The organism is Azospirillum sp. A29 (assembly GCF_042604625.1).
Taxonomy (GTDB): Bacteria; Pseudomonadota; Alphaproteobacteria; order Azospirillales; family Azospirillaceae; genus Azospirillum; species Azospirillum palustre.
The window spans coordinates 2,071,982-2,094,141 of the sequence record NZ_CP170466.1 but is presented as its reverse complement, the minus strand read 5'-3'; the positions used below and the strand labels follow the sequence as shown (position 1 = coordinate 2,094,141).

Annotated in this window: 21 protein-coding genes and 1 other RNA gene; 7 read left to right on the top strand and 15 right to left on the bottom strand. The window is 68.1% G+C overall.

All coding sequences use genetic code 11. The features are described 5' to 3' along the window. Nucleotides 1–10: 10 nt before the first annotated feature. Nucleotides 11–1,615, bottom strand: coding sequence for a CHAD domain-containing protein (locus tag ABNQ38_RS24930; protein ID WP_377808543.1), 1,605 nt, complete (start codon nt 1,613–1,615; stop codon nt 11–13). Between the two features lie 302 nt (nt 1,616–1,917). Here ABNQ38_RS24930 and ABNQ38_RS24925 point away from each other — a divergent pair, with 302 nt between their 5' ends. Then, nucleotides 1,918–3,111: a phosphoglycerate kinase gene (locus ABNQ38_RS24925; RefSeq protein ID WP_377808542.1), complete on the top strand. Its 1,194-nt coding sequence runs from the start codon at nt 1,918–1,920 to the stop codon at nt 3,109–3,111. Between the two features lie 62 nt (nt 3,112–3,173). Here ABNQ38_RS24925 and ABNQ38_RS24920 read toward each other — a convergent pair whose 3' ends face one another. Continuing rightward, nucleotides 3,174–4,352: an AAA family ATPase gene (locus ABNQ38_RS24920; RefSeq protein ID WP_377808541.1), complete on the bottom strand. Its 1,179-nt coding sequence runs from the start codon at nt 4,350–4,352 to the stop codon at nt 3,174–3,176. Between the two features lie 150 nt (nt 4,353–4,502). Between ABNQ38_RS24920 and ffs the strand changes: the two genes are divergently transcribed. From ffs to recR, 4 genes are all read left to right on the top strand, one after another. Further along, nucleotides 4,503–4,600: signal recognition particle sRNA small type (gene ffs / locus ABNQ38_RS24915), an RNA gene on the top strand. A gap of 104 nt (nt 4,601–4,704) precedes the next feature. After that, nucleotides 4,705–6,570, top strand: coding sequence for a DNA polymerase III subunit gamma/tau (locus ABNQ38_RS24910; protein WP_377808540.1), 1,866 nt, complete (start codon nt 4,705–4,707; stop codon nt 6,568–6,570). Between the two features lie 3 nt (nt 6,571–6,573). Continuing rightward, a complete protein-coding gene (locus ABNQ38_RS24905) occupies nt 6,574–6,897 on the top strand; it encodes a YbaB/EbfC family nucleoid-associated protein (RefSeq protein WP_063635355.1) in 324 nt (107 codons plus the stop codon). Nucleotides 6,898–6,958: 61 nt separating this feature from the next. Beyond that, nucleotides 6,959–7,552: a recombination mediator RecR gene (recR, locus tag ABNQ38_RS24900; RefSeq protein WP_109051937.1), complete on the top strand. Its 594-nt coding sequence runs from the start codon at nt 6,959–6,961 to the stop codon at nt 7,550–7,552. Between the two features lie 10 nt (nt 7,553–7,562). Here the strand turns inward: recR and ABNQ38_RS24895 are convergent, their stop codons facing one another. Further along, nucleotides 7,563–8,894: a class I SAM-dependent RNA methyltransferase gene (locus ABNQ38_RS24895; protein ID WP_377808538.1), complete on the bottom strand. Its 1,332-nt coding sequence runs from the start codon at nt 8,892–8,894 to the stop codon at nt 7,563–7,565. Nucleotides 8,895–8,934: 40 nt separating this feature from the next. Continuing rightward, on the bottom strand, nt 8,935–9,372 hold the full coding sequence (locus ABNQ38_RS24890) for an acyl-CoA thioesterase (RefSeq protein ID WP_377808537.1): 438 nt from the start codon (nt 9,370–9,372) through the stop codon (nt 8,935–8,937). 192 nt (nt 9,373–9,564) lie between these two features. Between ABNQ38_RS24890 and ABNQ38_RS24885 the strand changes: the two genes are divergently transcribed. Next, nucleotides 9,565–9,810: a hypothetical protein gene (locus tag ABNQ38_RS24885; RefSeq protein WP_014248877.1), complete on the top strand. Its 246-nt coding sequence runs from the start codon at nt 9,565–9,567 to the stop codon at nt 9,808–9,810. A 3-nt stretch (nt 9,811–9,813) separates the two neighbouring features. On the opposite strand, the gene ABNQ38_RS24880 is transcribed toward ABNQ38_RS24885, so the two are convergent. The 5 genes from ABNQ38_RS24880 to hemA form a co-directional block, all read right to left on the bottom strand. Then, on the bottom strand, nt 9,814–10,641 hold the full coding sequence (locus ABNQ38_RS24880; protein ID WP_377808536.1) for an ABC transporter permease: 828 nt from the start codon (nt 10,639–10,641) through the stop codon (nt 9,814–9,816). 24 nt (nt 10,642–10,665) lie between these two features. Further along, nucleotides 10,666–11,550: an ABC transporter permease gene (locus tag ABNQ38_RS24875; protein ID WP_377808535.1), complete on the bottom strand. Its 885-nt coding sequence runs from the start codon at nt 11,548–11,550 to the stop codon at nt 10,666–10,668. 101 nt (nt 11,551–11,651) lie between these two features. Continuing rightward, entirely contained in the window at nt 11,652–12,428 is a 777-nt protein-coding gene (locus ABNQ38_RS24870; RefSeq protein WP_376957533.1) for an Hpt domain-containing protein, read from the bottom strand. 134 nt (nt 12,429–12,562) lie between these two features. Beyond that, entirely contained in the window at nt 12,563–13,108 is a 546-nt protein-coding gene (locus tag ABNQ38_RS24865) for a hypothetical protein (RefSeq protein WP_377808534.1), read from the bottom strand. 190 nt (nt 13,109–13,298) lie between these two features. Further along, nucleotides 13,299–14,513: a 5-aminolevulinate synthase gene (gene hemA, locus ABNQ38_RS24860; protein ID WP_377808533.1), complete on the bottom strand. Its 1,215-nt coding sequence runs from the start codon at nt 14,511–14,513 to the stop codon at nt 13,299–13,301. A 469-nt stretch (nt 14,514–14,982) separates the two neighbouring features. Here hemA and ABNQ38_RS24855 point away from each other — a divergent pair, with 469 nt between their 5' ends. Beyond that, nucleotides 14,983–16,113, top strand: a complete 1,131-nt coding sequence (locus ABNQ38_RS24855) for a DUF2235 domain-containing protein (protein WP_377808531.1) — start codon at nt 14,983–14,985, stop codon at nt 16,111–16,113. A gap of 102 nt (nt 16,114–16,215) precedes the next feature. Here ABNQ38_RS24855 and upp read toward each other — a convergent pair whose 3' ends face one another. From upp to ABNQ38_RS24825, 6 genes are all read right to left on the bottom strand, one after another. Beyond that, nucleotides 16,216–16,866 (bottom strand): uracil phosphoribosyltransferase, encoded by a 651-nt coding sequence (upp, locus tag ABNQ38_RS24850; RefSeq protein ID WP_377808530.1) that lies wholly within the window; start codon nt 16,864–16,866, stop codon nt 16,216–16,218. A 108-nt stretch (nt 16,867–16,974) separates the two neighbouring features. Next, nucleotides 16,975–17,883, bottom strand: coding sequence for a diguanylate cyclase (locus ABNQ38_RS24845; RefSeq protein ID WP_377808529.1), 909 nt, complete (start codon nt 17,881–17,883; stop codon nt 16,975–16,977). Between the two features lie 95 nt (nt 17,884–17,978). Continuing rightward, on the bottom strand, nt 17,979–18,623 hold the full coding sequence (locus ABNQ38_RS24840; protein ID WP_377808528.1) for a phosphoribosylanthranilate isomerase: 645 nt from the start codon (nt 18,621–18,623) through the stop codon (nt 17,979–17,981). Then, a complete protein-coding gene (pyrF, locus tag ABNQ38_RS24835) occupies nt 18,620–19,345 on the bottom strand; it encodes an orotidine-5'-phosphate decarboxylase (RefSeq protein WP_377808527.1) in 726 nt (241 codons plus the stop codon). Before pyrF ends, ABNQ38_RS24840 begins: the two co-directional genes overlap by 4 nt. Nucleotides 19,346–19,417: 72 nt before the next feature. Next, on the bottom strand, nt 19,418–19,993 hold the full coding sequence (locus ABNQ38_RS24830; RefSeq protein WP_377808526.1) for a biliverdin-producing heme oxygenase: 576 nt from the start codon (nt 19,991–19,993) through the stop codon (nt 19,418–19,420). Between the two features lie 23 nt (nt 19,994–20,016). Continuing rightward, nucleotides 20,017–21,912 carry an ABCB family ABC transporter ATP-binding protein/permease gene (locus tag ABNQ38_RS24825; protein WP_377808524.1) on the bottom strand — a complete coding sequence of 632 codons (1,896 nt, stop codon included), beginning with the start codon at nt 21,910–21,912 and terminating at the stop codon, nt 20,017–20,019. Nucleotides 21,913–22,160: the final 248 nt, after the last annotated feature.

The following is a 22,160-nucleotide window of genomic DNA, read 5'->3' as shown; positions in this document are numbered from 1 at the left end:
GCCGTGGACTCTACACCCCGGCGTCCGGCTTCGACCAGAAATGCTTGGTGTCGATGAAATCATGCCACAGGGCGACCAGCGCCGCCTCGGTGTCGGCCACGCCGCGGGCATGCCAGCCGATGACGATGCCGGCGGCGCGCGGCTCGCCGGGGGCCGAGCGGCTGCCGTCGTCGTGCAGCTCGTGCAGAAGCCGCGTCGCCGTCGCCACGTCGTTCAGATGGCCCAGCGCGTCCTGGAAGGCGGCCATCTGCTGGATGTAGCGGCGCACCGGCTTGTCGTCATACAGGCTGCGGAAGAACTCCACGGCATAGCGCAGCTTCTTCAAGGCGATGCGCAGCTGGTGGCGCTGGGCCACCGGCAGATGGGCGAAGCCGTGGCCGGCCCGCTTGGCCTTCTTGTGGCGCTTGTTCAGCAGATGGTCGGCCAGCCCGATCACCGGCTGGAACAGCCGCACCGATTCCTCGCTGACCGGCTGGTCGCGCCAGCCGCGCTTTTCCACCCAGCTGCCGACGCCGAGCAGGAAGGCGGTGTAGCGGTCGGAGCGGATCGCCTCGCGCACGCCCTCATAGGCGCGCAGGCGCTTGGCCTCGGCCGCCGCCGCCAGCGCGTCGAGATCCTCGACCGCCGAGCGGCCATGCCCGTCGGCCTTGTGGAAGGCGTCGCGCACCGGGGCCAGCAGCTCCTCGCCGAACACGTCCCAGTCGCGCGCCGGCCCCAGGCTGCCGGCCAGCCACTTGATCTCGCCGACCAGCCACAGATACTGCGCGGCTGGAATGAAGGGCCGGAACAGCGCGGTGGCCGAGCGCAGCCGGCGCAGCGCGACGCGCATCTGGTGCACGCCCTCCGGATCCTCGCCGGCCAGCGTCACCGCCTCGTTCGCCACCATGTGGGCGATGCAGGCGCGCACGATGCGCGCCACCGCCCCCTCGACCGTCGTCTCGGGATCGAGCACCAGCTTTTCGGCTTTCAGCGCCTTGTCGGCCGTGCCGTTGGCCAGCGCGTGGCCGCGCTCCGCCTTGGTCCGCATCTCCAGCCGCAGCGGGGCGGCCTGCGTCAGTTCCTGCGCCAGATCGTAGAGCGCCGCGGGCGTGCCGCTTTTCAGCTCCAGCTCCACCTCGCAGAGGTCGGTGGACCGGCCGTCGGGCAGCTCGATCCGGCCGCGGTCGAAGGCGACCTCGATCACGGCGGCACCCTCGCCCTCGCCCAGCGTCACGTCCTGCGTGGTGCGTTCGACGATGGAGGTGAAGACCGGCCGGAGTTCCGAGTCGCTGAGCGATCCCAGCAGGTCGATGGCGTCGGCATCGGCGATCAGCGTCAGGTCGGGTGCGGCGGAGGTCACCGCGCATTCCCACTCGCCGCGCCCCAGCCCGTCCTCGTCGGGGGCGGACTTGACCGTCTGGACGAAACCGTCGCCGGTCTTGCGCACCCGCAGCGTCACCTTGCGCGCGGCGAGCCGGCGCTCCTCGGTGTCGTAATAGGTGCTTTCCAGGGTCCGTGTCGCCGCCGGGCCGGTGGCCCGGTCTGCGATGGCGGAAGCGGCGCGCAGCCTGTCGAAGTCTTCCGGCTTCGCCGCCAGCTTCAGTTCCGTCTCGCGGTTGATCTCGGCCTCAGCCATCGCCTGCGCTTCAACCCCCGTTTTGCGGCCCATTGGCCTACAGTTGGGTGTTTGCACAGCCAATGGACAGGGTCAAGTTACGGAAATGTTGCAGAAGCCTGCGGTTGCGGCACCCGCCGGCTGCACGTCCGCCGCCGGTTCCTGGCTTTCGCCCGAGGCTTTAACCAGGACGTTGCAGGGTCATTATGCCCCATTTCACCCCACCCCTGGGGCGTTGCAAAGCGTACAGGCCTGTGGTTGGGTTCCCGCAAACTGAAACGGCCCGTCCCGTTGGGATCGGCCATAATTGGGGAAGTGTGACGATGACCGATTTCAACACGATCGACGATCTTGAGGTGAGCGGCAAGACGGTGCTGGTGCGCGCCGACCTGAACGTTCCGATGCAGGACGGCAAGGTGTCCGACACCACCCGCATCGACCGCCTCGCCCCCACCCTGAAGGAGCTGTCCTCCAAGGGTGCCAAGGTCGTGGTCCTGTCGCATTTCGGTCGCCCGAAGAACGGTCCGGACGCCAAGAACTCGCTGCGCAACGTGCTGGACGCTCTCAGCGCTGCCGTCGGCCAGAAGGTGGCCTTCGCCGAGGATTGCGTCGGCGAGAAGGCCAAGGAGGCCATCGCCAAGGTGCATGACGGCGCCATCGTGCTGCTGGAGAACACCCGCTTCCACGCCGAAGAGGAAAAGAACGACCCGGCTTTCGCCAAGGAGATGGCCGCGCTGGGCGACATCTACGTCAACGACGCCTTCTCCGCCGCGCACCGCGCCCATGCCTCGACCGAGGGTGTCGCCCGCCTGCTGCCGAACGCCGCCGGCCGCCTGATGGAAGCCGAGCTGAAGGCCCTGACGCTGGCGCTGGAGAAGCCGGAGCGCCCGGTCGCCGCCGTCGTCGGCGGTGCGAAGATCTCCACCAAGCTGGAACTGCTCGGCAACATGGTCCGCAAGGTCGACCTGCTGGTGCTGGGCGGCGGCATGGCCAACACCTTCCTGTTCGCCCAGGGCACCGACGTCGGCGCCTCGCTGTGCGAAAAGGACATGGCCGACCAAGCCCGCGCCATCATGGCGACCGCCAAGGAGGCCAACTGCGAGATCCTGCTGCCGAAGGACTTCGTCGTCGCCAAGGAGTTCAAGGCCGGTGCGGCCAACCGCGTCGTCGCCTTCGACGCCATCGGTTCCGACGAGATGGCGCTGGACGTCGGCCCGGCCACCGTCGAGTTCCTCGGCGTGAAGCTGCAGGGCGCCAAGACCGTCGTCTGGAACGGCCCGCTCGGCGCCTTCGAGATCCAGCCCTTCGACGCCGGCACCAACGCGGTGGCCGGTCTGGTCGCCGCCCGCACCGAGGCCGGCGGCCTGCTGTCGGTGGCCGGCGGCGGCGACACCGTTGCGGCAATGGCCCATGCCGGGGTCGAGGACAAGTTCACCTACGTGTCCGCCGCCGGCGGCGCCTTCCTGGAATGGCTGGAAGGCAAGGAACTGCCGGGTGTGGCGGCTCTGAAAAAGTAAGCGGTTCTACAGGATCGCAAAGGCGAAGGCTCCGGGTTTCGGCCCGGAGCCTTTTTGCTGTCTCACCCCTGCCCGGCCCGTTCCGCTCTGACCGTCAGCCATTCCGCCATCCCCTGATCGTCGAGCGCATATTGTCCGCGCGCCGAGCGCCACAGGATGTTCTTCTGCCGCAGAGCCTCGATGGCTGCCTGCACCGCCGGTGGCTCCACCGCGTCGCCGACCGCATCGGCATAGGCTTGCAGCGCCGGGGCGGAGAAGGGAGCGGATTGCGGCCCTTCCAATGCCAGCCGTTCGACAACCGCCTGCTGCAACGGCGTCAGCCCCGACCATGCCGTCTCGTAATCGTCCCACACCCGCCGGCGCAGCCCGGTCGCCCCATCCGCCAGCGCCCGCTTCAATTCCCCGGCATCGCCGACCAGCAGCGCCGCGTCCGACAGGATGCGCATCAGGGTTTCCGGTTGACGCCCTACCGCGTCGAAGGCCGCGAACACATCGTCCGCATCGAAGCGGTTGCCCTCGGCCAGCCGGGCGTTGATCCAGGCCGTGTAGGCATCGGTGTAGGCACGGTCGAGCAGTGGGAAGCTGCGGACGCTGGTTCCGAAGAAGGGTTGGTCGCGGTTCAGCACCAGCCGGCTCAGCTTGTCGCGGTGAGAGCCGGTCAGCACGATCATCAGATTCGGACCGTCGCGGGCATCGTCCCTGGTGTTCAGCCGGTCGCGCGCCGCCTTCAGCGCGAACATGGCGTTCAGCCCGGCCTCGGTCGTCAGCGCGTGCTGCGCTTCATCCACCAGCAGGGCGATCCGCTTGTGCGTGCGCTCCAACAGCGCCTCCAGCGCGTCGGCCAGCGTGGTCCCCTGCGCCTGCCCGATCCGGTCGATGTCGACCGAGACGCCGCCCATGCCCAGCTTGCTGAGTCCGACCGCCCGCGCTGCCTTGACCGGCAGGCTGTCGGCCCGGCGAAGCTCGGCCTTCAACGCCTCCGCGATCAGATGCGCCGGGTCGGCCGCCATGTCCGACCACAGATCGACATAGACCGCGAGGACGCCACGCCCTTCAAGCTCCGGCCCCAGATCATGGCGCAGGAATGTACTCTTGCCGGTCCGCCGCGGTGCCGCCAGACAGAGCGTCGGCTCCGCCCCGATCGGCGCGTCCCCCGTCACGATGGCGGCCAGCGCCGCCGCCAGCTTCGGGCGGTGAAACAGGAACTTCTGTGCAGGCGTGGAGGCAGGGTAGGACGGCACGGGCGGCCTCTTTAGGACCAATTATGGAGTGAAGCATAATTTATAGTCTGAAAAATAATCTTCAATAGTCCGCTGCGGACTGCGCAACGACCCGTGCGCACCAACCGTTTCCCCTTGCATCCCGCGGCGCGAATGCCCATAACAGCGGCGGGAGACTGGCGTCGGACGAGTCCCTCGCCAACCCGGTCAGGTCCGGAAGGAAGCAGCCGCAACGAGTTACGGCTCGGGTCGTTCGTCCAGTCTCCCACCCTCAGCAAAAATTGCCAGCACGAAACAGACGGCGACAGCGCGGTGCCGGGACGCTATCCTGCGGCCCGAAATTCCCCTCCCGTCGTTTCGACAGGCCAGCCGCGTGACCGATACAACCGCCGAAATCACCGCCGCTTCCGCTCCCGCCACCGGGCAGGCTTACCGGGTGCTGGCGCGCAAATACCGGCCGAAGACCTTCGACGAGCTGATCGGCCAGGACGCGCTGGTCCGCACCCTGACCAATGCCATCCAGTCCGGCCGCATCGCCCAGGCCTTCATGCTGACCGGCGTGCGCGGCGTCGGCAAGACCACCACCGCCCGCATCATCGCCCGTGCGCTGAACTGCACCGGGCCGGACGGCACCGGCGGGCCGACGGTCAGCCCCTGCGGCGTCTGCGACAATTGCCGCGCCATCGCCGAGGACCGCCACGTCGACGTGATGGAGATGGACGCCGCCAGCCACACCGGCGTCGACGACATCCGCGAGATCATCGACGGCGTGCGCTACTCGCCTGTCTCGGCCCGCTACAAGCTCTACATCATCGACGAGGTCCACATGCTGTCCAAGAGCGCGTTCAACGCGCTCCTGAAGACGCTTGAGGAACCGCCGAGCCATGTGAAGTTCGTCTTCGCCACCACCGAGATCCGCAAGGTGCCGGTGACGGTGCTGTCACGCTGCCAGCGCTTCGACCTGCGCCGCGTCGACGCCCAGGTGCTGAAAGAGCATTTCACCCGCGTCACCGCCATGGAAGGCGCCGGCATCGAAGGCGACGCCGCCTCGCTGATCGCGCGGGCCGCCGACGGGTCGGTGCGCGACGGGCTGTCGCTGCTCGATCAGGCCATCGCACTGGCCGCCGGCACCGTCACCGCGCAGCAGGTGCGCGACATGCTGGGGCTGGCCGACCGCACCCGCGTCATCGACCTGTTCGAGGCCGCCGTCTCCGCCAAGCCGGCCGAGGCGATGGACATCCTGGCCGACCTGCACCGGGTCGGCGCCGACCCGGTGGTGATCCTCCAGGACCTGCTCGATCTCGTCCACAATCTGACCCGCCTGAAGGTGGTGCCCGACAGCGCCAACGATCCCTCCCTGCCGGAGGCCGAGCGCACACGGGGCGCCAGCCTGTCCTCCAAGCTCGGCATGCCGGCGCTGACGCGTGCCTGGCAGCTTCTGCTGAAGGGGCTGAACGAGGTGCAGGCCGCTCCGGTGCCGCAGCAGGCGCTGGAGATGGTGATCGTCCGCCTGTCCTACGCCGCCGACCTGCCGACTCCGGGCGAGCTGATCCGCCAGTTCCAGGCCCAGCAGGCCAATGGCGGCGCGACTGGCGGTGGGGGCGCGCCGATGGGCCGCGGTCCCGGCGGCGGCCCCGTCGCGGTGGCCACACAGTCTACTCATGCCGTCGCCCGCTCCATGGGCTCCGCCCAGCCGCAGAGCGCTCCTGTGGCGCAGGCGGCCTCCGCCCCTGCCGCCATCCCGGAGGGCGAGGAACTGTCGCCGATGCCGCACGACTTCCGTGCGCTGGTGCAGCTGTTCTCCGACCGGCGCGAAGGCGCGCTCTACGGTTACATGATGGAGACGGTTCAGCTGGTCCGCATGGAGCCGGGCACGCTGGAGCTGAAGCTCCGCCCTGCCGCCCCGCCGACCCTGCCGGCCAAGGTCGGGCAGCTCCTGACCGAATGGACCGGTCAGCGCTGGATCGTCGCCCTGTCGGAAGGCCCGGCCCAACCGACGCTGGCCGAGCAGGACAAGGCCGAAAAGCACCGCGCCTGGGCGGAGGCGGAAGCCAACCCGGTGGTGCGCGCCGTGCTCGACACGTTCAGCGGGGCGAAGATCATCGACGTCCGCGACCTTGCGGAAGTTGCCGCGGCGGAGAGTGCAGCGGTTGCGGATGACGGCGAGACACCCGATTTCATGGTTCAGCAGCAGGACGACGGGGTCTATTACCCCCTCGACGACGAAGGAGAGTACTGACCGATGAAGAATATCGGCAACATGATGAAGCAGGCCCAGCAGATGCAGGCCAAGATGCAGGAAATGCAGGCGAGCCTGGAGCAGGTCGAAGTGACCGGCCAGAGCGCCGCCGGCATGGTCGTCGTGACCGTCAACGGCAAGAGCGAGATGAAGAAGGTCAAGCTCGACAAGTCCGTCGTCGATCCCGAGGACGTCGAGGTTCTGGAGGACCTGATCGTCGCCGCCTTCAACGACGCGAAGAAGAAGGTCGAACAGCACGTCGCCGAGGAAACCTCGAAGATGATGGGCGGCCTGAAGCTGCCGCCGGGCATCAAGCTGCCGTTCTGATCCTGACAGTCTTTTGTGAAAGTCCCCTCTCCCCGGAGGGGAGAGGCGGATTTGCACATCGATGATCGGACCTGAAATCGAACGCCTGATCCAGCTGCTGTCCAAGCTGCCGGGACTAGGCCCCCGGTCGGCGCGGCGGGCGGCGCTGCATCTGATGAAGCGGCGGGACAGCCTGCTGATCCCGCTGTCGGAAGCGATGGCGGCGGCCGGCGAATCGATCCGCGCCTGCTCCGTCTGCGGCAACCTCGACAGCCGCGACCCCTGCACCGTCTGCTCCGACCCCACCCGCGACCGCTCGGTCATCTGCGTGGTGGAGGATGCCGGCGACCTGTGGGCGCTGGAACGCACCCGCGCCTTCCGCGGCACCTATCACGTGCTGGGCGGCCTGCTGTCGGCGCTCCAGGGCGTCGGCCCCGACGATCTTAACCTCGCCGGCCTCGCCGAACGCGCCAAGGACCCGGCGGTCCGCGAGATCATCCTGGCGCTGAATGCCACCGTCGACGGCCAGACCACCGCCCACGTGGTGACCGACCGCCTGACCGAATCCGACGTGTCGGTCTCCCGTCTGGCGCACGGCGTCCCGGTCGGCGGCGAGCTGGACTATCTCGACGACGGCACCTTGACCGCGGCGCTGAAGGCAAGGCGCCCGCTGTAGTCCGGGCCCCTCAGCGCTCGAACAGCCCGACCAGTTCCACGTGGGCCGACCACAGGAACTGGTCGACCGGCCAGATTTTCACGAGACGATAGCCACCATCCACCAGCAACCGCGCGTCGCGGGCGAAGCTGGCGGGGTTGCAGGACACGCCCACCACCCGCGGCACTTTGCTGCCGGCGAGCGCCGCCGCCTGGGCCGCGGCACCGGCACGCGGCGGGTCGAACACGACGGCATCGTAACGATTGAGATCCTTGGCGCTCAGCGGGTTTTCGAACAGGTCGCGCCGCTCCGCCGTCAGCCGCAGCCCCTGCACCGAACGGCCGAGCGCCGCCACCGCTGCCTCGTCGCCCTCCACCGCATGAACCGCCGCCTGTTGCGCAAGCGGAATGGAAAAGGTGCCGATGCCGGCGAACAGGTCGGCGATGCGGCCTGCCTGCCCGACTCCCTCACGTACCGCCGCCACCAGAGCCGCCTCGCCCTCCGCACTCGCCTGGAGGAAGGCACCGGGCGGCGGTTGGATCGGAACGCCTGCGAAACGGATGAAGGCCGGCCGGCGGTTCGCCACCGGCTCCGCTGCCGCGCGGTCGGTCGGCTGCCAGGCGATGCGGGCGATGCGCTCCGGTTCGAACCCGACCAGCACCTCGCGCGCCGCACGGTCCAGGCTGCGCGGCCCGACGAGCAGCAGATCGACCCCGCCCTCCAGATCGGTCAGCACCACATCGGCGTCCCCGCCATCCGGCAGCAGACCGTTCAGCAGGGTCCGCAAAGACTCCACCAGCGCGAACAGGCGGGGCGACAGGACCTGGCATTCCTCCAGATCGACCAGCCGATGGCTCTGCCGTTCGTTGAAGCCGAACCAGACCCGCTTGCCGCGCTTCAGCGCCGCGAAGCGGGCGCGGCGGCGGGCGCCGGCGGGCGTCCGTGCCAGCGGCTCCATCCGGACATCGCCAAGCCCGACCCGCTCCAGCGCACCGCGCACCATCCCGACAGTCCAGGCGGCGTATGTCGGATCGTCCATCTGCTGGAGCGTACAGCCGCCGCAGCGGCCGAAATGGCGGCAAGGCGGAGTCTGGCGGCCGGGACCGGGTTCGAGAACCTCAAGCGGTTCGGCCCGTACGCCTTCCCCCTTCCCATCGCTGTCGGCGGCACGTACACGCACGCGGTCACCCGTCACCGTGTAAGGCACGAACAGGCGCAGCCCCTCGGCAAAGGCGATCCCGTCGCCGCGCGCGCCGACATCGGCGATGGACACCTCCATCTCCTGCACGTCACGGGGTGGCGGGGCGGTCTTGCGGGTCGGCTGGCGCCCCTTGGCGAAGGGGCGCTTGGCGGGACGCGTCATGTCGGGGGTCCGTTGGATGCGGGTCTGGAGCGCCCTCCCTTTACGCCTCCAGCAGCTTGACGCGCAACGGTTCCGGGATCGGCGTCGGGCGATGGGCAGCCTTGTCGACGATCACCGCCACCGCCTCCTGGGTGGCGATGCAGCGGTCGCCCAGGAAAATGGCGCAGCCCAGCGTGATCGAGCTGGTGCCCAGCCGCAGCGTCCGCGCACCGATGCGCACCGTATTGGGATAGAGCAGCTCCGCCTTGTATTCGATCAGGCTGCGCGCCAGCACGACGGTCCACGGAACCTCATCGGTGAAGCCGCCGACCTGGTGGATCATGGCGACGCGCGCCTGTTCGAAATAGACGCCGAGGGCATTGTTGTTGACGTGCCCGACGGCATCCAGGTCGTTGAAGCGCACGCGCTCCTCCCACCAGAAGCGGTAGAGGTCGGGGCTGGTCAGGTCGGGTTTGTTCAGGTCTGGCGTGCCGGTCATGCCGTCTTCCTTGCCGTATAGGTCAATGCATCTCCGGACTGTGGCGTATGGCCCGGAGCGGCGCAAGCCCGGCTTCCCGCCCTGCGGCCCCGGTTCGCATCCATATTTCCAGGGTGGCCCGCGAATTCCCGCGCCAATCCCCGATTGGCCGTGTTATTGGAGTCGGACCAACCCTCCGCAACGGACCGGACGATGAGCAAGGACACCACCAACCAGACGGCCGAAGCGCTGTTCGAAAAGGCGCTGTCGATCGCCGAAAAGCACCTGGACGAGGCGATCAAGGAAGGTGGCCCGCTCGGCCCCTACATCGCCGTCGCCATGATCGAGGCCGCGGTGAACGCCGCCGTGGACGAGACCAGCCACGAAGACGTCATCGACATGCTGCGCGACCTCGCCGCCCAGATCGAGGCGGACGCCGACGAGGCGGAAGAGGACTGACGCCTAGGCCGTCGTCAACGCCACTGCGGACCCTGCCTGCCGGCGCGCCTCGCGCCGGCGCAGGATCTCGTAGACGACGGCGCCCAGGACGGTCAGCGCGATCAGCACCAGCGACAGCGCGTTGACCGCCGGCGTCAGGCCGGTGCGCACCTTGGTCGCGATGTAGACGGTCAGTGTGGTGTCCAGCCCGCGCACGAACAGCGTGGTGTTGTAGTTCTCGAAGCTCTGCAGGAAGGCCAGCAGGGCCGCCGACAGGATCGCCGGCATCAGATACGGCAGCGTGATGCGCCGGAACACCTGCCCATGGGTGGCGCCGAGGTCGAGCGCGGCCTCCTCCAGCGCCGGGTCGAACCGCTCCAGCCTTGCCGAGAACAGCAGCATGGCATAGGCGGCGATGAAGCTGGATTGTGCCACCACGGTCAGGAACAGCCCGCCGCTGACCCCGAACCACTCCCGCCAGAACACCAGCGTCGAGATGCCGACGATCACCCCCGGCGTCAGCAGCGGCGACACCATCAGCGCGTAGAGGACGGTCTTGGCCCGGCTGTGCAGCCGGTCGAGCAGCAGGGCCGCCGCCAGCCCGAGCGGCACGGCCAGCGCGATCACCCCCGCCCCCACCAGCAGGCTGGTGCCCAGCGCCGCCCACATGCGCTGATCCTCCCACAGCGCCTGGAACCAGCCGAGCGTGAAGCCCATCCAGGGCGTCACGGTGGGAAAGCGGCTGCTGTTGAAGGTCGCCGCCGCCATGATGCCCAGCGGCAGGAACAGATAGCCGAAGAACAGCATCAGATAGGCGCCGGTCAGCAGGCGGCGGAAGCGGGCAGCGGTCATTGGGGCCGTCTCATGGCTTGAGGCTCACTTCGCGATATCCGCCAGCCCGACGCGGAACAGCCGCATCGCGCCGAGGATGAAGCCGATGCACAGCACCAGCAGGATGAAGGCGTAAGCCGCCCCCTGGTTCCAGTTCCCGCCTTCGAAGAACCAGTTGTAGATGATCTCGGTGAACCAGCGGCTGTTCGGCCCGCCCAGCAGGGCCGGTACGGCATAGCTGCCGGCGGCCAGCATGAAGGTCATGATGCAGCCGACGGCGATGCCCGGCTTGGCATGCGGCAGCACGATGCGGCGGTGGATGCGCAACCAGCCGGCGCCGAGATCCCGCGCCGCCTCGATCTGGTTGCGGTCCAGCGATTCGATGGCGTTGTACAGCGGGAAGACCATGAACAGGATGTAGACATAGACCATGCCGACGATCACCCCGGCGTCGCCGCCCAGAAAGCGCTGCGGCTCGTCGATGATGCCGAGCCCCAGCAGGATCGCGTTCAGCGGCCCGTTGAAGGCCAGGATGATGTACCAGGAGAAGGTGCGCAGCAGCTCGTTGATCCAGAAGGGCACGACCAGCATCAGGATCAGCAGCGGCAGCCGCCGCTTGGGCGCCACCTGCGCCAGATAATAGGCGACCGGATAGCAGACGGCCAGGGTGGTCGCGGTGACCAGCGCGCTGGCCCAGATCGTCTTCAGGAAGATCGACAGATGGATCTGGTTGGTCCACAGGGTCAGGTAGTTCCTGACCGTGAACACATCCTCCGGACCGCCGATCTTGGACGGCGGCAGCGACGGCCGGAAGGAGAAGCCGATCATCATCAGCTGCGGCAGCAGCACCAGCAGAGCCAGCCAGACCGCCACGGCCAGCAGGATCACCCCGGTCAGAACCGGGCCGTACCGGCGAAAAACCTCCGTCATTCGGGCACTGCTCCAGCCTGTGGGACCGGTTTGACGCCTAACATGGGGATTCCCGCCGGCGCAAGCGCCGCTATATGACGATGACGTTCAGCAGAGGGGTCTCAGCCCAGATTGTGCTTGGCCACCACGGCGGCGAAGTCGTCGCCGAAATGCTCGCCGACCCGGATGACGGAGACGCCGTAGGGGATTTCCTTCAGCGACGGGTGGTCGAGGTTCAGCGAGGTCAACAGCGCCATCGGCACATGCTGGGTCACGCTCATCGCGCGCAGGCCGCGGATCAGGTCCAGGCCGGACAGGCCGTCCATCACCATCGAGGCGATGACCATGTCCGGCGGCACGCGCACGGCAAGGCTGATCGATTCGATGGGGTCGGTCACCGTCATGGTGCGGAAGCCGCAGGCGGCCAGCTCCGTCCCCAGCTTCTTGGCGACGACCTTGGACGGGGTGACCAGCATGATCTCGACGTTGCGGACATCGACGTCGGTGACCTGGAACTCGTAGCGCACCGGCAGGGCGCGGATGATCCGGTTGGTCTCGGCCAGCAGCGGCTGCTCGGCGCGGTCGACCAGTTCGGAAATGCGGTCGATGAAGATCTGGGCATCGACCAGCTGCTTCTCGTCCAGCCGCTTCAGGCCGCTGAGGTAATCCTCCAGCCGGTGGGCGACGAGGCTGACGGTGGGATAACCGAAGCTGGTGCCCATGCCCTTGAAATTGTGGGCTTCCAGCCGCAGGACGCCGATGGTTTCCACATCGCTGCGCTGGCCCTTCACGCGGTCCGCCAGCGACGCGTTCATCAGCTCCAGCCGATCGCGCGCGTCGTCCACGAACTCCATGCGCAAGCGGTCTTCGAGGTCGTCGGTCGACATGTGCGAGGCCATGGAGCGGATTCCGGCTGGGGAGGGGAAAGGGGTAACCCGAAGGTACACCAAATCCTTGCGCCGAAACAGACACGGCGCGCCCCTATTCGAAAGGACGCGCCGCGCGCAACAAAACCATTGGTTTTACAGGGAGGTCAGAGCCGTGCGAGCAGCGTCTGAAACCAGGCCAGACGCTCTTCCGTCTGGGCGATGTCGCGGTCCAGCCAGGAGGCGAAATGGCCGTCGCTGCCAACATCCGCCCGCTTCAGGTCGCCCAGCCGCGCCAGTTCTGTCTCGGAGAGCGCCACCAGATTGTCGATCTGGTCACGCTGCGACTCGACATCCAGCAGATGCAGGAAGCGCAGCTTCAGCGCGATGACCAGCTTGTTCAACCCGTCGGCCGACGGCGCACGGACATTGGCGCGCATCAGCGTGTCGAATTCCGCCCGGCCGGTCTCGGTCGGGCCGAGCAGGGCGTTGTCTTCCATGCCGCTGCCGTCCAGCGCCTCGATCAGCCCTTCGTAGCGCAGCATCTCCAGCGAGGTGCCCATCAGGTCCAGCGACGGACCCATCATGCGGTCGAGGAAATGGCGGACGGAGCCGGCCAGATCGGCGTAGCGCAGCGGCCCGCCCTGGATCAGCGTGCCCAGGACGACGAGGCGCACGGCCTCCTTCGGCATCAGCGAGTTGTCACGGTACATGGCGAACCCCCTGGGCGAAGCCCCGGAAAAACGGAAAGGACGGCGCGGCAACGGCCGGTCCGCAGCACTGAAGCTGCGAACCAGTCGCAACACTACCCCACAAAGTAGGGATGCGCACGCCGTCTGTCCAGAGGGCAAAACGTCCTAATCGCCAAAAGGGTCTTTCCGGACCTGCTTCCAGCAGCTCCGCTCAGGCGGCGAGGCGCAGGTCCAGCCGGCTCCACACATCCAGCAGCGCGTCGACCAGCATGCCCATCTGCGCATCGGTGTGCAGCGGGGTCGGGGTGAAGCGCAGCCGCTCCGTCCCGCGCGGAACGGTGGGGTAGTTGATCGGCTGGACGTAGATGTTGTGCCGTTCCAACAGCTCGTCCGAGGCACGCTTGCAGCGGTGGGCGTCGCCGACCATCAGCGGGACGATGTGGCTCATCGACGGCATCACCGGCAGGCCGGCGTCGGCGAACATCCGCTTCAGCATGGCGGCGCGTTCCTGGTGATGCGCCCGTTCGGTCTGGCTGTGCTTCAGGTGGCGGATGGAGGCCAGCGCCCCCGCCGCCAGCACCGGCGACAGCGAAGTGGAGAAGATGAAGCCGGCGGCGAAGCTGCGGACGCAGTCGATCAGCGCGGTGGAGCCGGTGATGTAGCCGCCCTGGACACCGAAAGCCTTGCCCAGCGTGCCTTCGACGATGGTCAGACGGTCCATGACGCCGTCGCGCTCGGCCACGCCGGCGCCGCGGGCACCGTACATGCCGACGGCGTGCACCTCGTCGAGATAGGTCATGGCGCCGTGCTTGTCGGCAACGTCGCACAGGTCGGCGATGGGGGCGATGTCGCCGTCCATCGAATAGACGCTTTCGAACGCCACCACCTTGGGACGGCCGGGGGCGATGCCCGACAGCAGTTCGTCCAGATGCTTGGGGTCGTTGTGGCGGAAGATGTGCTTTTCGGCGCCCGAGTTGCGGATGCCGGTGATCATCGAGTTGTGGTTCAGCGCGTCCGACAGGATCACGCAGTTGGGCAGGATCTTGCCCAGCGTGGTCAGCGTCGCGTCGTTCGACACATAGCCCGAGGTGAAGAGCAGCGCCGCTTCCTTGTGGTGCAGGTCGGCCAGCTCGCGTTCCAGCAGCACATGGTAGACGTTGTTGCCGGAGATGTTGCGCGTGCCGCCGGCACCGGCGCCGACCTGGTCCAGCGCGTCATGCATCGCCTTCAGCACGCTGGCGTGCTGGCCCATGCCGAGATAGTCGTTGGAGCACCAGACCGTGACCGGACGCTCGCGCCCGTGGGAATCGCGGAAGGTCGCCGTTGGGAAATTGCCCGCGTGGCGCTCCAGATTGGCGAACACGCGGTAGCGGCCGTCCTGCTTCAGGGTCGCAATCTGGTTGCGGAAGAAAGTTTCGTAATCCATCGCGCGTTCCCGTTCGCGTTCATTCACACGGTCGGCTGCACCGGTTTCAGACTTAGGGGCTAGGCCATTCGTCCGGCGCGTCGAAGAGGATGGCATGATCCTTCCCGGCATGCCACCCGGCATTGATCGAAATCAAGCCGCCGTCGCATGAGACCTTCGCACAAGTGGCAGGCTCCCATGTCCTGCGGATGCCGCATGTCGGCGTCCCGTGGACAGGCCATCGGCACGGCGATGACTTGAATTTATCGGCAGCACTATGGTCCGAATGTCCTGGATAACCATGGCCGGGGTCCGGGAATACGTGAACATATCTGCTCCGATCCATCGGCCTGTTCCACAGACCGGACAGGGTTGCGGCGTTTGTAGCCGACATCTTCGGGGTTGCGGCCGATTTTAATAAATCTATTGAAGTTGAAAAAATGTCGTTGCCATCATCTCCCGCGCGCACTCGTGTGACGGGGAGAGGAAGATGGGCAAGCGGATCGTCCTGTGTTTCGACGGAACCTGGAACAAGCCGGGAAGCGGCAGCCAGCCCGACACGGACAACGAGGCATCGACCAACGCCTGGAAGTTCTACAAGTCGGTCCTCGGCGCCGCGCCGGACGGCACCCCACAGGTTTCCTATTACGATTCCGGTGTCGGCACCGATGAAAAGGGCGGCTTTCTCCACGACTGGTTCGACAAGGTTTTCGGCGGGGCCTTCGGCCTCGGCCTCGACAAGAAGATCAAGGACGGCTACCGGTTCCTCGCCTCGCACTACAACGATGGCGACCATGTCTTCATCCTGGGCTTCTCGCGCGGCGCCTACACCGCTCGCAGCCTCGTCGGGCTGATCCGCAATGCCGGGCTGCTGCCGGCCGACAGGCTGGGCGAGACGGACGACGCCTACGCGCTCTACCGCAAGCGGGACGACGGCCCGGACGTGGGTGAGGCAAAGCGGTTCCGCGACACCAACGGTTCGACGCTGATCCCGATCCATTTCCTCGGCGTCTGGGACACGGTGGGCGCGCTTGGCGTGCCGCTCGGCATCTGCAAGCAGCTGGATCAGGATCTGTACGGCTTCCACGACACCGAACTCAGCAGCCTTGTCCACAACGCCTTCCAGGCGCTGGCGATCGACGAGCATCGCAAGACCTTCGCCGCCAACCTCTGGGATCCGAAGGCGAAGCCGGCGCAGCGGATGGAGCAGCGCTGGTTCGCCGGCTGCCATTCGAATGTCGGCGGCGGCTATGACGACGACAGGCTGTCGGACATCACGCTGAAATGGATGATGGAACACGCCGAGGGCTGCGGCCTTGCCATCGACCCCATCTGGGTGCCGGAGGTGTCGCCCGACAACGCCCTGGGCGTCATCGTCGATTCCTATGCCCGTTTCCTGGACGGGGTCGGCGAACTGGTGCAGCCGCGCCACTACCGCCCGGTCTGCGTCCTGCCCTTCAGCGAGGAGAACCTGCACGAGTCGGTGCCGCACCGCGCCGCCAGCGATGCAGGCTACGCACCGCCCAACATCGGCTACCGCAAGGCGCTGGCGCAGTTCGGCCTTCCGCCCGTTCAGCAGCCGGCACCGGCCCCGGCACCAGCATCGACTGTGGCCGGCTGACGGCGAAGGCCCGGCGGGAAAAGGCAAAAAAACGGGGCGGCGCCGTCCTCCGGCACCCGCCCCGTTCTTGCCGTCGCGTCGGCAGTGCTTGCCCGGCGGTCCTTACTTGGTGCCGAACATGCGGTCGCCGGCATCGCCCAGGCCGGGAACGATGTAGGCGTTCTCGTCCAGATGGCTATCCAGCGCCGCGGTGAAGACCTTCACCTCCGGGTGCGCCTCGTGGAAGCGGCGCACGCCCTCGGGTGCTGCGACCAGCGCCATGAAGCGGATGTTCTGGTCGTCCACGCCGTGGCGGTTCAGCACGTCGCAGGCATGGGCGGCGGAGTTGCCTGTGGCCAGCATCGGGTCGACGACGATGAACAGCCGCCCGTCGGCCGGCGGCAGCTTCACCAGATATTCGTGCGGCTGCTTGGTGTCATGGTCGCGGTAGAGGCCGATATGCCCCTCGCGCGCCGACGGCACCAGCTCCAGCAGGCCGGCCGACATGCCGAGCCCAGCGCGCAGCACCGGCACCACCGCCAGCTTCTTGCCCAGGATCACCGGGGCGTCCATCGGCTGCAGCGGCGTCTCGATCCGCTCGGTCGTCAGCGGAATGTCGCGCGTCAGCTCATAGCCCATCAGCAGCGAGATCTCGCGCAGAAGGGTGCGGAACCCGCCGGTCGACCGCTCCTTGTTCCGCATATGGGTCAGCTTGTGCTGGATCAGCGGATGGTCGAGGACGAACAGGTTGGGAAATTCGGGCAGGGTGCGCATGGAATCCGGATCGCGGCTGACGGTAAGGTTGCCCGATCCTAGCGCGCCTGGGGGGCCGGGGCCAAGGGGGCTGACCGGGGGCTGCGGTTCGGGGGCTGCGGTTTGTTCCTACCCCCGCCCCGCCTTCGCCACCGCCGCCTTCGGTTCCGGACGGTCGATGCCGTAGCGGATCACCCGGTTGCGGCCGGAATTCTTGGCCTGATAGAGCGCGCGGTCGGCGCAGACCACCAGATCGTCGACGGTCAGGTCGGCCACCGCCTCCACCAGCCCGAAGGAGGCGGTGACCGGGATCACCCGGCCGTCGGGCAGCACCACCGGCGAGCGCATCAGGTCGACGCGCAGCCGCTCGATCACGGCATAGCCCTCATCCAGCCCGGTTTCCTTCAGGCAGACCAGGAACTCCTCGCCGCCCATGCGAAAGGCCTCGTCGAAGCTGCGGACGCCGCGGCTGATGACGGCGGCGGTGGCGGCCAGCACCCGGTCGCCGATGTCGTGGCCGTAGCTGTCGTTGATGCCCTTGAACTTGTCGATGTCGGCCAGCGCGACGCAGAAGGGCTGGCCGGTGCGGCGGTAGCGGTTGTGCTCGCGCTCCAGCGCCTCGCCCATGCCGCGCCGGGTGCGCAGGCCGGTCAGCGGATCCAGGCCGGAGGCGGCAGCGGCGAAAGCACGCTCCATCCGCCGCAGATGCAGCATGAACTCCTCGAAGCGGCCGATCACCCCCTCATACTCGGACTCGGTCGGCAGCTCGCCGCTCGACGCCTTCAGCAGGATCAATCGGGCCTGACGGTGCATCTGCTCGTGCAGGTTCGCCAGCTTCTGCACCGCCGGCTGCTGCAGCAGGTCGTCGCGGCTGGCCGCCTGGCACCAGGTCTGGAAGGAAGCCGGAGCCGACGACCGTTCCCCGCCGCGGCCGTCGCGGTAGAAAACGGCGCGCTGCCACTGGCCGATCCAGCGCAGATGCTCATCGAGCACGGCGCCAAGCGCCTCGGTTGTGGACAGGGTGGTGGAATCGCTCATGGGCGCATCCTAGCCGACGGCGCAGGGTCCCGCCATGCGATCAAGATAAGCCGAAGCATTCGTCTAAAACAGAGCGCTATTCCGGCGAACCATCCTCAAAGCGCGGCGACCGCCGAAAGGAAGGACCGGACAAGCGCCGGATCCTTGTGGCCGGGGCGGTCCTCGACGCCGGACGACACGTCGACCTCGGTAGCGCCGGTGACCCTCACCGCCTCCGCGACATTGTCCACCGTCAGCCCGCCCGACAGCATCCAGGGCCGCGGCCAGCGGCGCCCGGCCAGGATGGTCCAGTCGAAGGCGATGCCGTTGCCGCCGGGCAGCGTCGACACCTTGGCCGGCGGCTTGGCGTCGAACAGCAGCCGGTCGGCGACCTCCGCCGCCTCCAGCGCCGCGGTCAAATCTTCCGGCCCGCCGATCTTGATCGCCTTCATCACCGGCAGGGCGTAGCGGCTCTTGATCTCGACGATGCGGCGCGGCGTCTCGGCACCGTGCAGCTGGATCAGGTCGAGCGGGACCTGCCCGGTGACATGCTCCAAGAACTCGTCGTCGGGATCGACGAACAGACCGACGGAGCGCACGCCGGTCGGCAGCAGCCGCGCCAGCTCCGCCGCCATCGGCGGGGCGATGGCGCGCGGGCTGCGCGGATAGAAGACGAACCCGACATAGCGCGCCCCGCCGGCGACGGCGGCGCGCAGGCTTTCGGGCTCGCTCAGCCCGCAGATCTTGGCGGCGACGGTCATGCGGTCCCTCCCGAACTGGCCTCGATTTCGGCGACGATGCGGCGGGCGGCGGCGGCCGGGTCGGGCTCGGCGGTGATCGGCCGGCCGATGACCAGATGGTCGGCGCCGGCGGCGAGCGCCTCCGCCGGGGTCATGAAGCGCTTCTGGTCGTTGGTGGCGGCCCAGGCCGGGCGGATGCCGGGCACCATCAGGATGAAGTCGGGACCGCAGGCGGCACGCACCAGCGCCACCTCGGCCGGCGAGCAGACGACGCCGTCCACCCCCGACGCCTTGGCCAGCTTGGCCAGCCGCACAACCTGATCGGCCACCGGCACCGACTGCCCGACCGCCCCCAGATCGTCCTCGTCCAGGCTGGTCAGCACGGTGACGGCCAGGATCTTCGGCCGGTCGGCGCCGGATGTCGCCGCCGTCTCCGCCGCCGCGCGCATCATCGCCGGGCCGCCGGCGCTGTGGATGGTCATGAAGGCCGGCTTCAGCGGCAGCGCCGCGCGCACGCCGCCGGCCACCGTGTTGGGGATGTCGTGCAGCTTCAGGTCGAGGAACAGCGGCGGGCCGTCCTCGCCCACCACGGCGCGGACACCGGCCGGCCCCTGGGCGATGAAGAACTCCAGCCCCAGCTTGATGCCGCCGACGGCCCCGGCCACCTGCCCGGCGATGCGGCGGGCGGACTCGATCTCGGTGGTGTCGACGGAGCAATAGATGCGCGAGGCTGGCGCGGTCATGGGAAAGCGGTCTCCAGAACCCGGAAGAGAATGGTCCGGCACCCTAGCAAGGGATGGGGCCATACGCCAGTTTCAAGCCCTCTGATCCGCTGTCCACCGATCCGCCGTCCACGTCTCCAGCGCCGCGAACAGCCCGGCGGCGGTGGCGCAGGCGGCGGCGAGCGCCGCGGGGTCGGCAAGCTCCTCTTCCAACCGGACCATCAGCGCCTTCCAGGCCCCTGCCATGTCCAGCCCGTCCGACGCCAGGAAGCGGGCGCCGCGCCGGGCGTCATGGCCGAGCGCCCGGGTGATCCCCGGCAGCATCGCCCGCCCGCCATGGGCCGAGCCGTCCAGCACGTAGCGCGCGGCCAGCCGGGCCGGCGCGCTGTCCAGCGGCGGCAGTTCCACCATCTCCGGCAGCGCGTCCGGATCGGCGCCCAGCACCCGCAGATCCTCGCGCAGCAGCGCCAGCCGCGCCGCGCCGGGCCCCCCGGCCTCCCCCAGCCTCCGCTCCACCGGTGCGTTGAAGCCATGGAGAACGGCCAGCGCGCGGACATATTGCGGCTGCGTGATGTCCGGCCGGACCAGAGGCTGCAACACCGCGGCCTTGTCCAGCCGGTCGTGACTCTCGCGCGTCGCGGCGCGCAGCGCCTGCCTTGCCGGTCCCATGCTCTGTGCTCCCCGCTTCCGGCTCAGGTCGGCGCCAGCACGCCCGGCAGCGGCGCCGGGCCCCCGGTCGATGCCCCGACCGCTGCCTGACTGGCCTCCTGCTGCCGCGCCCACAGGGCGGCATAGGCGCCGCGGGCGGCCAGCAGGTCGGTGTGATGGCCGCGCTCGATCACCCGGCCGGCCTCCAGCACCAGGATCTCGTCGGCGTCGATCACAGTGGACAGCCGGTGGGCGATCACCAGCGTGGTGCGGCCGCGGCTGACCTCGCGCAGGTTGGCCTGGATTTCCCGCTCGGTGTGGGTGTCGAGCGCGCTGGTCGCCTCGTCGAACAGCAGGATCGCCGGGTCCTTCAGGATGGTGCGGGCGATGGCGACGCGCTGCTTCTCGCCGCCCGACAGCTTCAGCCCGCGCTCGCCCACCGTGGTCTGGTAGCCGTCGGGCAGCGCCATGATGAAATCATGGATGTGGGCCAGCCGCGCCGCCCGCTCCACCTCCGCCGGGCTGGCGCCGGGGCGGCCATAGGCGATGTTGTAGAAGACGGTGTCGTTGAACAGCACGGTGTCCTGCGGGACGATGCCGATGGAGGCGCGCAACGACGCCTGGGTCACCCCGCGGATATCCTGCCCGTCGATCAGCACCCGCCCGCCATTGACGTCGTAGAAGCGGAACAGCAGCCGGCTGATGGTGGACTTGCCGGCCCCCGACGGGCCGACGATGGCGACCGTCCTGCCGGCCGGCACGGTGAAGCTGACATCCTTCAGGATCGGCCGGCGCGGGTCATAGCCGAACTCCACCCCCTCGAAGCGCAGTTCCGCTCCGTCGACCGCCAGCGGCTTCGCATCGGGGCCGTCGGCCACCTCGCGGTCGACCGCCAGCAGCGTCACCATCGATTCGATGTCGATCAGCGACTGCTTGATCTCGCGATAGACGACGCCGAAAAAGTTCAGCGGCTGGTAGAGCTGCAACAGATAGGTGTTCACCAGAACGAAGTCGCCAAGCGACATGCTGCCGTCGACGATGCCCCTGGCGGCCATGCCCATCACCGCCGCCAGCCCCAGCGAGATGATCGCCGACTGCCCGACATTCAGCAGCGACAGGCTCTGCTGGCTGCGCACCGCCGCCTTCTCGTAGCTTTGCAGCGCGCCGTCGTAGCGGCGGGCCTCATGCTCCTCGTTGCCGAAATACTTGACCGTCTCGTAGTTCAGCAGGCTGTCGATCGCCTTGGTGTTGGCCTTGCTGTCGGTGTCGTTCATCAGGCGGCGGAACTTGATGCGCCATTCCGACACGAAGAAGGTGTAGAGGATGTAGCCCATCACCGTGACGAAGGTCGCCAGCGCGAACCAGACGCTGAACAGCTTCCACAGGATGGCGCAGACCAGCGCGATCTCCACCAGCGTCGGCACGATGGAGAACAGGGTGTAGCGCAGCAGCGACTCGATGGCGCGGGTTCCGCGCTCCAGCGAGCGGGTCAGGCCGCCGGTCTGGCGTTCCAGATGGAAGCGCAGCGACAGCGCGTGCAGATGCCGGAACACCGACAGCGCCACCCGGCGGATGGTCCGCTGGGCCACCGTGGCGAAGACGGCGTCGCGCAGCTCGGCGAAGACCAGCGAGGTGACGCGGGCAAGGCCGTAGGCGACGATCAGCCCCAGCGGGATGGTCACCGCCGCCCCCGGCCCGACACTGCCGCCGGCGCTGGCGGGGGTCAGCGCGTCCACCGCATGCTTGTAGAAGATCGGCACATAGACGTTGGCGACCTTGGCGCCGATCAGCAGCAGCATCGCCAGCACCACCCGCACCCGCGTTTCCACGGAATCCCGCGGCCAGATGTAGGGGCCGAGCGAGCGGATCGCGGCCCGCAGGTCGCCGGACGGGCGGGTGAAGGCGCTGGTGTCGGAGGTCGGCGGGAGGCTGCGGCGCATCGGATTTTTCAGTAGCCTTTACGGTGATGTCTGCGGACCTAAGGGAGACCGGCCCGCGAAGGACCGTCACCCGAATGCTGTGCAGGCGACGTAACCTAGGGACCGCTGCCGCATCGTCAAAGCCCCGGGTCACGGCTTTGACACGATTTTGCCGCGCCCCTGGGGCGCTTTCCGCGCATTTCCTTGCGCCATGGCAACGGACTGGAAACCACTTTCCTCTACCCTGCCGGGCGTATCGCGTTCGATCC

Excerpts from the sequence above, each read along its gene's own strand:
- ABNQ38_RS24840 (WP_377808528.1), bottom strand. The coding sequence starts at position 18,623 with ATGACCGTCGCCGCCAAGATCTGCGGGCTGAGCGAGCCCGAAAGCCTG.
- ABNQ38_RS24830 (WP_377808526.1), bottom strand. The coding sequence starts at position 19,993 with ATGGGACCGGCAAGGCAGGCGCTGCGCGCCGCGACGCGCGAGAGTCAC.
- pyrF (WP_377808527.1), bottom strand. The coding sequence starts at position 19,345 with ATGACCGCGCCAGCCTCGCGCATCTATTGCTCCGTCGACACCACCGAG.
- ABNQ38_RS24865 (WP_377808534.1), bottom strand. The coding sequence starts at position 13,108 with ATGTACCGTGACAACTCGCTGATGCCGAAGGAGGCCGTGCGCCTCGTC.
- ABNQ38_RS24895 (WP_377808538.1), bottom strand. The coding sequence starts at position 8,894 with ATGACGCGTCCCGCCAAGCGCCCCTTCGCCAAGGGGCGCCAGCCGACC.
- ABNQ38_RS24930 (WP_377808543.1), bottom strand. The coding sequence starts at position 1,615 with ATGGCTGAGGCCGAGATCAACCGCGAGACGGAACTGAAGCTGGCGGCG.
- ABNQ38_RS24870 (WP_376957533.1), bottom strand. The coding sequence starts at position 12,428 with ATGGCCTCGCACATGTCGACCGACGACCTCGAAGACCGCTTGCGCATG.
- recR (WP_109051937.1), top strand. The coding sequence starts at position 6,959 with ATGATCGGACCTGAAATCGAACGCCTGATCCAGCTGCTGTCCAAGCTG.
- ABNQ38_RS24880 (WP_377808536.1), bottom strand. The coding sequence starts at position 10,641 with ATGACCGCTGCCCGCTTCCGCCGCCTGCTGACCGGCGCCTATCTGATG.
- ABNQ38_RS24885 (WP_014248877.1), top strand. The coding sequence starts at position 9,565 with ATGAGCAAGGACACCACCAACCAGACGGCCGAAGCGCTGTTCGAAAAG.
- ABNQ38_RS24825 (WP_377808524.1), bottom strand. The coding sequence starts at position 21,912 with ATGCGCCGCAGCCTCCCGCCGACCTCCGACACCAGCGCCTTCACCCGC.
- ABNQ38_RS24875 (WP_377808535.1), bottom strand. The coding sequence starts at position 11,550 with ATGACGGAGGTTTTTCGCCGGTACGGCCCGGTTCTGACCGGGGTGATC.
- ABNQ38_RS24925 (WP_377808542.1), top strand. The coding sequence starts at position 1,918 with ATGACCGATTTCAACACGATCGACGATCTTGAGGTGAGCGGCAAGACG.
- upp (WP_377808530.1), bottom strand. The coding sequence starts at position 16,866 with ATGCGCACCCTGCCCGAATTTCCCAACCTGTTCGTCCTCGACCATCCG.
- hemA (WP_377808533.1), bottom strand. The coding sequence starts at position 14,513 with ATGGATTACGAAACTTTCTTCCGCAACCAGATTGCGACCCTGAAGCAG.
- ABNQ38_RS24845 (WP_377808529.1), bottom strand. The coding sequence starts at position 17,883 with ATGAGCGATTCCACCACCCTGTCCACAACCGAGGCGCTTGGCGCCGTG.
- ABNQ38_RS24905 (WP_063635355.1), top strand. The coding sequence starts at position 6,574 with ATGAAGAATATCGGCAACATGATGAAGCAGGCCCAGCAGATGCAGGCC.
- ABNQ38_RS24855 (WP_377808531.1), top strand. The coding sequence starts at position 14,983 with ATGGGCAAGCGGATCGTCCTGTGTTTCGACGGAACCTGGAACAAGCCG.
- ABNQ38_RS24890 (WP_377808537.1), bottom strand. The coding sequence starts at position 9,372 with ATGACCGGCACGCCAGACCTGAACAAACCCGACCTGACCAGCCCCGAC.